This is a genomic window from Corynebacterium oculi, from assembly GCF_001412105.1.
Lineage (GTDB): Bacteria > Actinomycetota > Actinomycetes > Mycobacteriales > Mycobacteriaceae > Corynebacterium > Corynebacterium oculi.
In genome coordinates this window covers 567,331-579,493 of record NZ_LKST01000001.1, presented here as the reverse complement: position 1 = coordinate 579,493, position 12,163 = coordinate 567,331, and the positions used below count along the sequence as shown (strand labels likewise).

Here is a 12,163-nt window from a genome sequence, read left to right as displayed (position 1 = left end):
CAGCCTCTCCCCCGCACCCCGCTCAACGAGCTCGCCAGTAAGCAACTCGCGTGATCGCTAGCACTTGCGCAAGTAGGCAATCCGATCGCGCAGTTGCTCCGCCGAGCACATCGCCGTGGGCGGCCCTCCGCACACCCGGCGCGCCTCGTTGTGGATCGAGCCGTGTGGCCTGCCCGTGCGCGCCGCGGTGATGGAGACGATCGCGTTGAGTTCCTTGCGCAGGGTGGGCAGTTCCTCGCTGGCCACCCGGTCGCGGGCCGCGCGGGCGCCCTCGGAGGCCTGGGCCTGGCGCTCCTTTTCCCGCTCGGCCTCGGCACTGCGGGCATCGAGTTGCTCTTTTTCCCGTTTGCGCAGCAGGGCGCGCATCTGCTCGGCGTCAAGAAGCCCGGGCAGCCCCAGGTAATCCGCTTCCTCCTCGGAGCCGCTGAGCGCCCCGGTGCCGTAGGTGGAGCCGTCATAGATGAGGGACTGTAGTTCCGCCTCGGCCCCAAGGGATTGGTAGCTGCGGTCGAGGTCGGGCTCGGTCTTTTCCTTGTTTGCCTCGGCTAGGAGGGCGTCGTCGAGGCCATCGGAGGGGCGGTCGGGTTTGCCCAGCACGTGATCCCGGGACTTTTCCAGCTTGGCGGCGAGGTCGAGGAGCACCGGCACCGAGGGGAGGAACACCGAGGCCGTCTCGCCCGGGATCCGCGAGCGCACGAAGCGCCCGATGGCCTGGGCAAAGAAGAGCGGCGTGGAGGCCGAGGTGGCGTAGACCCCCACCGCGAGGCGCGGCACGTCTACCCCCTCGGAAACCATGCGCACGGCCACCATCCATTCGTCGGTGGAGTGGGAGAACTCGGCGATGCGTTCGGAGGCCCCGGCCTCGTCGGAGAGCACCACCGTCACCGGGGTGCGGGAGATTTTTTCCAGGATCTTGGCGTAAGCACGGGCGGTCTTGGTATCGGAGGCGATCACCAGCCCACCCGCGTCCGGCATGTTCTGCCGGAGTTGGAGCAGGCGGGTGTGCGCGGCAGACAGCACCGCCGGGATCCATTCGCCCTGGGGGTCGAGCGCGGTGCGCCAGGCGCGGGCGGTCTGTTCCGCGTTGAGGGGCTCGCCCAGGCGGGCGGTGTATTCCTCGCCCGCGCTGTCGCGCCAGCGGGCCTCGCCGGAGTAGGCCAGAAAGACCACGGGGCGCACCACGCCGTCGGCAAGGGCGTCGGAGTAGCCGTAGGTGTGGTCGGCCTGGCTCACCAGGTGGCCTTCGCCGTCCTCGGCGTAGCGCACGAAGGGGATGGCGGAGTCGTCCGAGCGGAACGGGGTGCCCGTGAGCGCGAGGCGATGCGTGGCGTCGGCGTAGGCCTCGCGGATGCCGTCGCCCCAGCTTTTGGCGTCGCCGCCGTGGTGAATCTCGTCGAGGATCACCAGGGTGCGCCGCGCGGTAGACACGGAGTAGTGCTTGAACGGGTGCAGCGCCACCTGGGCATAGGTGACCACGATGCCGTCGTGGGCGGCGTTGACGGCGTCGGAGTTGCGGAAGTTCGGGTCGAGCGAGATGCCCACGCGCGCGGCCGCGCTGGCCCACTGCACTTTCAGGTGCTCGGTGGGCACCACCACGATCACGCGATCGACGGTGCGGTTATCTAAAAGCTCGGTGGCCACGCGCAGGGCAAAGGTGGTTTTACCCGCGCCGGGGGTGGCCACCGCGAGGAAGTCCTTGGGCTTTTTTACCAGGTAGGCGGTCAGCGCCTTGCGCTGCCACTCGCGGAGTTGCCCCTTAACGCGCCCCGTCACTTTTTCCGCAGGCCCTTGTACACCCGCTCGCAGTCGGGGCATACCGGGGAGCCTGGCTTGGCTTGCTTGGTCACGGGGAAGGTTTCTCCGCAGAGGGCCACCACCATGTTGCCGCTCACGGCGGACTCAACGATCTGGTTCTTCTTCACGTAGTGGAAGAACTGAGGGGTGTCGTTATCGGTGGTGGTTTCTTCCCTGATCTCGGGGCGATCAATGGTCGTCGTGCTCGTACTCACCTCACCCATCATGCCCCACTCGTACCGGTGGGGGCCACACGTGCGGTTACCCTGGGATCATGGCTTCTCACAGTGCTGGCGGCGCGGTTCCCGACCCCGGGACTATCGACGCCCCCGCGGGCCCTGCTTCCGCTTCCCGACGGCGTCAGCAAGCACTACCAAGGGGGCTGCGGCGGCGTCGGGTAGCGCTCATCACGGATGCTCACCGCACCCCGGAACAGAACCTGCGCCACCGGGAGCGCCTGTACGGGATCATGCAAGGCGTGCGCCTGCCCCTGATTTTCCTGGCCATGCTCGCGCTGGTGGCCTGGGATAATTGGTGGGTTGCCGGTGCGTTATTCTGCGTATCTATTCCGATGCCGTGGCTGGCTGTGGTCGTCGCCAACGGGCGCGGGGAACCCCGCGATCCGCGCGCCCAGCAGGTGTATAAGCCCGCGTTGGCGCGCCAACAGCAGGCCGCCGCCTTAGCGGCCCCCGCCGACCGGCAGGAACTGCCCGCCGCCCCCACTTCCCACCCCACAAAGGACGCTTAATTCATGCCTCTTTCCCGCCTCGTGGACGTCTCCGGTGCCCTGGTGGCGCTGCTGCGTGACTCCCAGTTCACCGCCTCGGGGATCCGCCGCCATCTTGGGGCGCCCGCCACCGACGCCCTCTATCGCGGCGAGCCCGCCGCCGTTCGCCGCGCGGCGCTCGACGATTCCCGCCTCTCTTTCCTCGTGCGCTTCTTCCTCCTTCACGACACTCTCCCCTGGGAGCGCTGCCGGGACGTCCTCGGAGAAGAAGTGGCTCAGGGGTTGCTGAATGCCTCCGCGCTGCGCCGGGAGGGCGACCTCGCGCGCATGCTCATCGACGTCCGCCCCCACGTTCTTTCCGGGCGGGATCAGTGGGTGTTCTCCGATGCCGATGCCTCTATGGTTGAGCACGTTCCCGGCCCCGATCACGTGCTGGGCGTGGGTGCGGCAAGTATCTCCCTGCTCGATTCCGTGCCCACCTCCCCGGTGGGATCGGTGCTGGACCTGGGCACCGGCTCGGGTGTGCAGGCGCTGGGGCAGTCGGCGTGCGCGGAGCACCTCACGGTCACCGATGTCCACCCCCGCGCCCTGAGCTTTGCCCACGCCACGTTCCGCGGTGCCGCTTCTACGGTTTCTGTGTTTCCCGAGGTGGAGGTGCTGGAAGGATCCTGGTTTGAGCCGGTGGCCGGGCGGTGCTTTGACCGGATCATCACCAATCCGCCGTTCGTGGTGGGCCCGCCCGCCGTGGGGCACGTGTACCGGGATTCCGGCCTGGCGCTCGACGGCGCCTCGCGGCTGGTTCTCTCCCAGGCCCCGCGCCACTTGCGTCCCGGCGGTACCGCGCACGCGGTGGCCGCCTGGGTGCACCGCGAGGGGGAATCCTGGCGGTCCCGGGTGGCCTCGTGGCTGCCCTCCCACGGGGTGCAGGCCTGGGTCTTGCAGCGTGACGTCGCCGACCCCGCCCTGTACGTGGGCACCTGGCTGCGCGACGAATCCCTCGATCCGCGCTCCGCCGAGGCCGCTCGCCGCACAGGCGAGTGGCTGGACTTCTTTGAGCAGGAGGGCGTCACCGGCGTGGGTTTTGGCTTTGTGGCCCTGGAGCGTCTGCCCGATGATGAACCCAGCGAGGTGGTGGCGGAGGAGCTGCACCACGACTTCCACGATCCGCTGGGGCCGGAGGTAGAGGAATACTTTGTGCGCAATAACTGGTTGCGCTCCCTCCGCGGGGTGCAGGAGGTATTGTCCTGCCGCTTTGGCCTGCGCCCCAGCGTGGCCCAGGAACGAGTGAGCGTGGCCGATGCCGCCACCGGCATGGGCTTTAAGCCCGCCGTGCAGCGGCTCAGCCGCATGGACGGGCCGCGCTTTAGCCACGAGGTAGACGAGCACATCGCCGCCATCGTCTCCGGCCTGCACCCCGAGGGATTAAGCCTGGGCGAGGTGGTGCACCTGTACTGCGCGGCGCACGATCTTGACGCCGCCAGCGTGCTACCGGAGATCAGCGCCGCCGTGGTGGATCTGGTGCGCCACGGCCTGCTTCTCCCCGCCGATCTCATCACGGAGGAAGCCGCATGAAGGCCGTGCTCAGCCGGGTAACCCGCGCCCAGGTAACCGTAGAGGGCACCGTGGTGGGGGCTATCGACGGCCCCGGCGTGCTCGCGCTCGTGGGCGTGCACCGGGAGGACACCCCCGCAGACGCCGCGACGATGGCGCGCAAGATCGCGGAGCTGCGCCTGCTCGACGGGGAAATCAGCGCGGCGGATGCCGGCGCCCCGGTACTGGTGGTCAGCCAGTTCACCTTGCAGGGGCGCACGTCCCGGGGGCGATGCCCCTCCTGGGCACAGGCCGCGCCCGCCGACCTCGCTCGGCCCCTCATCGAGGCCGTGGTGGCAGCGCTGCGCGAGCGCGGGCTTAGCGTGGAGCAGGGTCAATTCGGGGCCATGATGCAGGTGGAGTCCGTCAACGATGGTCCCTTTACCCTCCTGGTGGACACCCGGGAAAAATAAGCGGGAACTAATGCGAAGGGCCGGGCGTTGTACTGGGCAGCATCGGTGAGAACGAGGAGGCTTTCATGACAGCGTCGGTGACCGAGTTTGACTCTGAGGAACAGGATCGCGGCAGCCGCCGTAACCAGACCAACGATAATCCCTCGGCAGACCTGGTTCGCGTGTATCTCAACGGCATCGGCAAAACCGCCCTGCTCACCGCCGAGGACGAGGTGGAATTAGCCCAACAAATCGAGGTGGGCCTCTACGCCGAGCACCTCCTCCTCAACTCCGAGGAACCCCTCACCCGCGCCAAGAAGCGCGACCTTAAGGTGCTGGCCCGCGAGGGGAAGAAAGCCCGCAGCCACCTGCTGGAGGCCAACCTGCGCCTGGTGGTCTCCCTGGCCAAGCGCTACACCGGGCGCGGTATGCCGCTGCTGGACCTCATCCAAGAGGGCAACCTGGGGTTGATCCGGGCGATGGAGAAGTTCGATTATTCCAAGGGATTCAAGTTCTCCACCTACGCCACCTGGTGGATCCGCCAGGCCATCACCCGTGGCATGGCGGATCAATCCCGCACCATCCGCTTGCCCGTGCACCTAGTAGAGCAGGTCAATAAGCTTTCCCGGATCAAGCGTGAGCTTTACCAGCATCTCGGGCGAGAGGCCACCAACGAGGAGCTGGCCGAGGAGTCCGGCATTGACGAGTCCAAGATCGAGATGCTTCTGCGTCAATCCCGCGACCCGGTGAGCCTGGACATGCCCGTGGGCGCCGACGAGGAGGCCCCCCTGGGCGACTTCATCGAGGACGCGGAGGCGGCCGACGCCGAAAGCGCCGTGGTGGCCTCCCTGCGCCACTCCGATATTCGCTCCGTCCTTTCCACCCTGGAGGAGCGCGAACAGGACGTGATCCGGCTGCGCTACGGCCTTGATGACGGCGTGCCGCGCACCCTCGATCAGATCGGACGCCGCTTTGGGCTATCCCGCGAACGGGTGCGCCAGATCGAGCGCGAGGTGATGAGCAAACTGCGCGACGGGGAACGCGCCGACCGCCTCCGCGATTACGCCCAGTAGTTTTCCGGTTCTCTTGGGCCTGGGGAGGCCTCGTGACAGCAAGAGCCCGGGAGTACGGGTATTGTGATGGTCACTTCCTTAGCGCGAAAGAACACAACAAAGAGGTAAACAGTGAAGGATCTCGTCGATACCACCGAGATGTATCTGCGCACCATTTACGAGCTTGAAGAAGAGGGCATTATTCCCCTGCGCGCTCGCATTGTGGAGCGCTTAGAGCAATCGGGCCCCACGGTGAGCCAGACGGTGGCCCGCATGGAGCGCGACGGACTGCTGCACGTGCGCCCGGATCGCAGCCTGCAACTCACCGACGAGGGCCGCGAGCGCGCCACCGCCGTGATGCGTAAGCATCGCCTCGCGGAGCGCCTGCTCACCGACATTCTCCACCTTGATCTAGAACAGGTGCATGATGAGGCCTGCCGTTGGGAACACGTGATGAGCGACGAGGTGGAGCGCCGCGTGGTGGACGTGCTCGCCGACGCCGCCTATTCCCCCTTTGGCAACCCCATCCCCGGGCTCAAGGAAATCGGCATTGATCGGGAATCCGCTAGCGAGCGCGGGGTGCGCCCCGTGGATCTCCCCGAGGGCCAGGACATACCGGCGCTGCTCCTCCAGCTCAACGAGATCGTACAGATGGAGACCCGCCACCTGCGGGCCTTTGCCGACGCCGGCATCAGCATGGGTTCCGAGGTCATGGTGCACAACGAAGGCGGACTGGTGACCATCTCCAAGGGAGATAAGAGCATCGAACTCGCCGATGACCTCGGCCACGCCGTGCGCGTGGAGCCCCTGGAGGGATAACACCCATGAAGTTGCTGGTTACCGGCGGGGCGGGGTACGTGGGCAGTGTGTGCTCCCAGGTTCTCCTGGAGGCTGGACACGATGTGACCATCGTGGATGACTTTTCCACCGGCAACCGCGACGCGGTTCCCCACGCCGCCCGGCTCGTGGAGGGCCGGGTGAGCGAGGTGGCGGATACCGTGCTCGCGGAGGGCGATTTTACCGGTGTGCTGCACTTTGCCGCCCGTTCCCTGGTGGGTGAGTCCATGGAGAAGCCCGATGAGTACTGGCGCGACAACGTGGGAACCTCGCTGGACTTGCTCGATGCCATGCGCCGCCACGGGGTGAACAACCTCGTCTTCTCCTCCACCGCCGCCACCTACGGCGAACCGGAATCCGTGCCCATCACCGAGGACTTTCCCACAGCCCCCACCAATACCTACGGGGCGACAAAACTCTCCATCGACTATGCCATCGCCTCCTACGCGCAAGCCTACGGCCTGGGCGCCACCAGCCTGCGATACTTCAACGTAGCCGGGGCCTATGGTGGCCTGGGCGAGCACCGTGAGAAGGAAACCCACCTCATTCCGCTGATCTTGCAGGTGGCCCTGGGGCAGCGCGATAAGATCCTCGTCTTTGGCGAGGACTGGCCCACCGCGGACGGCACGGCCGTGCGCGATTACATTCATATCCGAGACCTCGCCCAGGCCCATGTGCTGGCCCTAGAAACAAATCGCCCCGGAACCCACCGCGTGTATAACCTCGGCTCGGGTGACGGCAACTCCGTGCGCGAGGTCATCGAGGCCTGCCGTGCCGTGACCGGCCACCCGATTCCCGCGGAGGTCGCTCCCCGTCGAGCGGGAGATCCGGCCGTGCTCATCGCCTCCTCACAGCGAATCAAGGAGGAATTAGGCTGGCGGCCCGAGCGCACCGATATTCGCACCATCGTCTCCGACGCCTGGGAGTACACCCGCAGGCGGGGCTAGCGGTGGCGGCCATCGGTATCCGCCCCGGTACCGCCTGCGGTGGCGTCACTGTTTTTGCTTTGTGCCGGTGCCACCGCCTCTTTCACCGCGTCAAGCATGGCCTCCGCCCCGCGGCGGCTGACCACGGAATAGAGAAGCCCGCTCAGACCGTGCTCCGGGGCCTCCTCCACCGCCAGGTGAAGCGCAAGAGCCACGCGCCAGGAATGTCCGCAGGCTGCGGCGGCAAGTGCGTAGAGGCACAGCGCGTTGCTCCGCGCTTCCCCCCTCGTGCGCTGGGCCACCCGCCGCAGTATCCGATGAGCCTGGTCCGCGTGCTCTATCGTCGGTGCCACCAGCGCATCGCGCAACATCGGATGGCTGAGCAGGAACGCCAGGTGGCTGGCGTCCCCCTCACCGCGCAATAATTCCCCGGCCTCGGCGGCCAGCTCCCCCAGCAGGGGTGGCGAGAGGTGCGCCCTGTGCACCAGTCGATGCACATCGCGCATGTTTACTGCCCAGGGTTTTCCACGCGGTTGGAAATGCGCGCAGGCCTCCGCCCTGGTGAGTTCCGGCACCTCCCCGCATTCCACCAGCGCCCGCATGGCGGGGGTACGGGAAACCGCCGGAATCACGCCCCCTGGCCACCTGTTCCCAGAGCCGCACGTATCGCTCTCCCGTGATAATTCTGCGGCACCACCATCCTCCCCACAACCGCAAGGGCGGATTCTCCGGGAGACGGTGCGCCTCCAGGAGGCGCCGCAAAGCCGCCACCTCCGGCCGAGACGGAGGGGCACCGATGAGAAAGACCATCGCGGAGGAACTACCCGCCTCACCGATCATGCGCAGGCCCTCGTCCAGGACACCCGGAGGGAGAGGATAATCAGCCCGCAGAACCGGCCCCAGGTGATGGGTGCTGCCCCGGTGGTGTTCGAGGCCCACCAGCACCAGGGAGTCTTGGGGATAGAACCCCAAGACGGCCGGGAGGTTAGCCATGAGGTAGCCGGGGACACCATCGGTCGGGGCGGGATCTGGGGCATGGGTGGGATTCTGTGGTTTCATGCCCCACAGCGTGCCCCGGTGAAACACCGCGAGTGCACCTGACCGGTATGCCCATGTGGATAAGCCGCGCTATCCACACCCCCAGGCCCGGCGCGTGGCGCTGATTCTGCGGGCAAGGTTGGTTACACTGGCGAGACACTGCCGCGAGTTCCTGTGATGCCTCCCCCGTGCGTATTCCCGCTTTGTCCGTCGATATACGGTCTCTCTGGGAATCAATCCACGGGGTGCTTCGTTGCACGGTATAGACCAAGAACTAAGGAGGACAATCATGCCGGAAGAACACCGCCACATGTATGAGTTAGAGTATCCATCGCCAGAAGTTTCCTCCGATGGGGCCGCAGGCCCTACCCTTATCGTCGCCCTTCAGGGATATGCGGATGCTGGCCAGGCCGTGAGCGCCAGCGCCGATCACCTGCTGGCGGCGTTAGAAAATAGGCTCGTGGCCTCCTTTAATACCGATGAACTCATCGATTATCGTTCCCGCCGCCCCACGGTCACCATGGAGAACAATGAGGTTACCAAGGTAGAAAAATTATCCCTGGATATGCGCGTGCTGCGTGATATTCAGGGCCAGCCCTTCCTTTTGCTTTCCGGCCCGGAGCCGGATTTACGCTGGGATTCCTTTACCCAGGCCACAGCCGATCTGGTGCGCAAGTACAACGTGAGCCAGGTAATCTGCCTTTATTCCGCCCCCATGACGGTTCCGCATACCCGTCCCCTGGTGGTCTCCGCCCACGGCAACAGCCCCGAACTCATGCAGGATCTTTTCCGTTTTGATGGTTCCGTCATGCTGCCGGGCTCCGCGGCCCTGCAATTAGAGTCGGTGCTGGGAAAACAACGCACGGCGGTGGCGGGCTTTACCGCTCACGTTCCGCATTATGTTTCCTCCTCCCCCTACCCGGAGGCCACGCTGAAGCTATTGCGCTCGGTGGCGCATAACGCCAACTTGGAGTTACCCCTCCAGACTCTCGAACGGGATTGGGAGCGCGTGGCGCAGCAGCTCACCGAGCAGATGGACGATTCCTCCGAGATCCAGCACGTGGTGGCGGCCCTGGAGCAGCAGTACGACGAAGAGGTGGAGCAGTACCGCACCCGCCACCCCAAGGCTGTGCTTCCCGGAGAGGAGGATCTGCCCAGCGGGGAGGAGATCGGCCAGGAATTCGAGCGCTTCCTGGCAGACCTCGACGAGGAGGAATAACCAGGAGGCACAACCCCGTCCCTCTCCCGGGGTTGGTCTACTAGGGTGGGGTGAATGAACCTCTCCCAGATGTTGCCTGACCTCAGCGAAGTCCCGGAGTCTCTCTTTGAGGAATCCATCTTTGATTCCTTCCTCGCCTGGGCGCGCCAGCGGGATATTAACCTTTATCCCGCTCAGGAGGAGGCCTCCCTGGGGATTCTGGCGGGCGATAACGTCATTCTGGCCACCCCCACGGGTTCGGGGAAATCCCTGGTGGCCATCGCCGCGCACTTCATCGCCATGGCGCGGGGCCAGCGGAGCTTTTATACCGCCCCCATCAAGGCCCTGGTGAGTGAGAAGTTTTTTGCACTCTGCGAGACCTTCGGCCCGGATAACGTGGGCATGATGACGGGCGACGCCACCGTGAACGGCAACGCCCCCATTATCTGCGCCACGGCGGAAATCGTGGCGAATATCGCGCTGCGCGACAGCAACCAGGCGCGCATGGATCAGGTGATTATGGACGAGTTCCATTACTATTCCGATCCCGAGCGCGGCTGGGCCTGGCAGGTGCCCCTGCTGGAATTACCGCAGACCCAATTTCTGCTCATGTCCGCCACCCTGGGGGACACGGAGTTCCTGCAAAAGGACCTCAGCGAGCGCACCGGGCGCACCACCTCGCTGGTGGCCGGGGCCACCAGGCCGGTTCCCCTGGATTTCTCGTACGTTTATACCCCGGTGCATGAGACCATCGAGGAACTTCTTTCCCAGGGCAAGTCCCCCATTTACGTGGTGCATTTCACCCAGCGCGAGGCCGCCGAACGCGCCCAGGCACTCACCTCCCTGGCCATGGTCACACCGGAGGATAAGGAGGCCATTGCCGCCGAGATTGGGGCCTTCCGGTTCAGCACGGCCTTCGGCTCGCAGCTGTCCCGGCTGCTGCGCAAGGGCATCGGAGTCCACCACGCCGGCATGTTGCCCAAGTACCGGCGCCTCGTGGAGCGCCTGGCGCAAAAGGGGTTGCTCAAGGTGATCTGCGGCACCGATACCCTCGGGGTGGGCATCAACGTGCCCATTCGCACCGTGGTGATGACCGGCCTGGCCAAGTTTGATGGCACCCGGCAGCGCATCATGAAATCCCGCGAGTTTCACCAGATCGCGGGCCGCGCGGGCCGCGCGGGCTTTGATACCGAGGGCACCGTGGTGGTCGAGGCGCCCGAGCATGAGATCGAGAACTGGCGGCTGCGCCAGCGCGCGGGCAGCGACCCGAAGAAACTCAAGAAACTGCGCAAGAAGCACGCCCGGGACGGCGAGGTGAGTTGGAGCGAGCGCACCTTTGAAAAACTCACCCAGGCCGAGCCGGAGCACATGGCCTCACAGTTCAAGGTGTCTAATTCCATGGTGATTAATCTGGTCTCGCGCCCGGGAAATACCTACGAGCACTTTGCGCATCTGCTGCGCACCAATCACGATCCCCGCGCAAAGCAGAACAAGGATATTCTCACCACCATCGAGTTAGGGCGCGGATTGTTACGCGCGGGGATCGTGGAAAAACACGGTGAAGGCTATCGCCTCACCCGGGAAATGCAGCGGGACTTTGCCCTTAACCAGCCGCTCTCCCCCTTTGCCCTGGCCGCGCTCACGCTGCTTGACCCGGAATCGGAGGGGTACGCCCTGGACGTCATCAGCACCTTCGAGGCGATCTTGGACGATCCACGCCCCGTCCTGGTGGCGCAGCAAAAGGCGGCCCGTGGGGAGCGCATCGCGGAACTCAAGGCCGATGGCGTGGATTACACCGAGCGCATGGCCATCATCGAGGACATCACCTGGCCCATGCCCCTGCACGAGGAATTAGAGGATGCCTTTGAGACCTTTTCTCAGGGCGCCCCCTGGGCCCGCGAGTTCCGGCTAAGCCCCAAGTCCGTCCTGCGTGACATGATCGAGCACGCCATGACCTTTTCTGACCTCGTGGCCACGTATTCCCTCGCCCGCTCCGAGGGCGTCGTTTTGCGCTACCTCACCGATGCCTGGCGTACCCTCCAGCACTCCGTCCCCGCGGAATATCGCACGGAGGAGTTGGAGGACATCATCGTGTGGCTAGGCGAATTGATTAGGCAGGTGGATTCCTCGCTCGTGGACGAGTGGGCGCACATGGCCGATCCCGATGCCCCGGTTTCTCAGGCCGTGGTGGATCAGGAGCTGGCCTTTGGCGTGGAGGATCCCACGGCGCTGAGCGCCAACCGGCGCGCCTTTACCATCATGGTGCGCAACGCCATGTTCCGCCTGGTGGAACTCTTTGCCTGGGAGAAGGAAGATCGCCTGGCGGAGCTGACCGACTATATCGAGGACGCGCCGGACTTCCCCGCCGCGATGGACGAGTACTTTGACCAGTACTCGGACCTCGATACCGGCCCCCAGGCTCGCGGGCCGGAGTACTTCCGCCTGGATACCACGGGGCGGGCCTGGCAGGTGCGGCAGATCTTCAAGGACCCGGAGGGCGATAATTCCTTCGCCTACGAGGCCGTGGTGGATCTGGATGCCTCCGACGAGGCCGGGGAGGTGCGTTTTTCCTCCCTGCGGATCGACGCACACTAGGGTGCGCCGGGGCG

The 12,163-nt window shown here is 65.5% G+C and carries 10 protein-coding genes and 1 pseudogene; 8 read left to right on the top strand and 3 right to left on the bottom strand.

From position 1 onward, the window contains the following. Positions 1–57: 57 nt before the first annotated feature. Positions 58–1,815: a DEAD/DEAH box helicase gene (locus Cocul_RS02720; RefSeq protein ID WP_150114319.1), complete on the bottom strand. Its 1,758-nt coding sequence runs from the start codon at positions 1,813–1,815 to the stop codon at positions 58–60. After that, positions 1,770–2,009, bottom strand: a complete 240-nt coding sequence (locus Cocul_RS02715) for a DUF3039 domain-containing protein (RefSeq protein ID WP_082422147.1) — start codon at positions 2,007–2,009, stop codon at positions 1,770–1,772. The genes Cocul_RS02720 and Cocul_RS02715 overlap by 46 nt, the downstream gene beginning before the upstream one ends. Before the next feature lie 59 nt (positions 2,010–2,068). Here Cocul_RS02715 and Cocul_RS02710 point away from each other — a divergent pair, with 59 nt between their 5' ends. From Cocul_RS02710 to galE, 6 genes are all read left to right on the top strand, one after another. Then, positions 2,069–2,542 carry a DUF3099 domain-containing protein gene (locus Cocul_RS02710; protein ID WP_245622077.1) on the top strand — a complete coding sequence of 158 codons (474 nt, stop codon included), beginning with the start codon at positions 2,069–2,071 and terminating at the stop codon, positions 2,540–2,542. Between the two features lie 3 nt (positions 2,543–2,545). Then, positions 2,546–4,093 carry a DUF7782 domain-containing protein gene (locus Cocul_RS02705; RefSeq protein WP_055121757.1) on the top strand — a complete coding sequence of 516 codons (1,548 nt, stop codon included), beginning with the start codon at positions 2,546–2,548 and terminating at the stop codon, positions 4,091–4,093. Next, positions 4,090–4,524, top strand: a complete 435-nt coding sequence (gene dtd, locus Cocul_RS02700) for a D-aminoacyl-tRNA deacylase (protein WP_055121756.1) — start codon at positions 4,090–4,092, stop codon at positions 4,522–4,524. The genes Cocul_RS02705 and dtd overlap by 4 nt, the downstream gene beginning before the upstream one ends. Before the next feature lie 65 nt (positions 4,525–4,589). Beyond that, positions 4,590–5,576, top strand: coding sequence for a sigma-70 family RNA polymerase sigma factor (locus Cocul_RS02695; protein WP_055121755.1), 987 nt, complete (start codon positions 4,590–4,592; stop codon positions 5,574–5,576). 111 nt (positions 5,577–5,687) lie between these two features. After that, complete coding sequence (locus Cocul_RS02690) at positions 5,688–6,374, top strand: metal-dependent transcriptional regulator (RefSeq protein ID WP_055121754.1); 687 nt, start codon at positions 5,688–5,690, stop codon at positions 6,372–6,374. A gap of 5 nt (positions 6,375–6,379) precedes the next feature. Further along, on the top strand, positions 6,380–7,339 hold the full coding sequence (gene galE / locus Cocul_RS02685; RefSeq protein WP_055121753.1) for a UDP-glucose 4-epimerase GalE: 960 nt from the start codon (positions 6,380–6,382) through the stop codon (positions 7,337–7,339). Here galE and Cocul_RS12750 read toward each other — a convergent pair. Beyond that, positions 7,336–8,311, bottom strand: a pseudogene (locus Cocul_RS12750) (DUF4192 domain-containing protein). The gene galE and the pseudogene Cocul_RS12750 overlap by 4 nt on opposite strands. Positions 8,312–8,645: 334 nt before the next feature. Here Cocul_RS12750 and Cocul_RS02670 point away from each other — a divergent pair. Beyond that, positions 8,646–9,575, top strand: a complete 930-nt coding sequence (locus Cocul_RS02670; protein ID WP_055121750.1) for a PAC2 family protein — start codon at positions 8,646–8,648, stop codon at positions 9,573–9,575. Positions 9,576–9,629: 54 nt separating this feature from the next. After that, positions 9,630–12,149 (top strand): DEAD/DEAH box helicase, encoded by a 2,520-nt coding sequence (locus Cocul_RS02665; RefSeq protein ID WP_055121749.1) that lies wholly within the window; start codon positions 9,630–9,632, stop codon positions 12,147–12,149. The last annotated feature ends 14 nt before the right edge of the window (positions 12,150–12,163 follow it).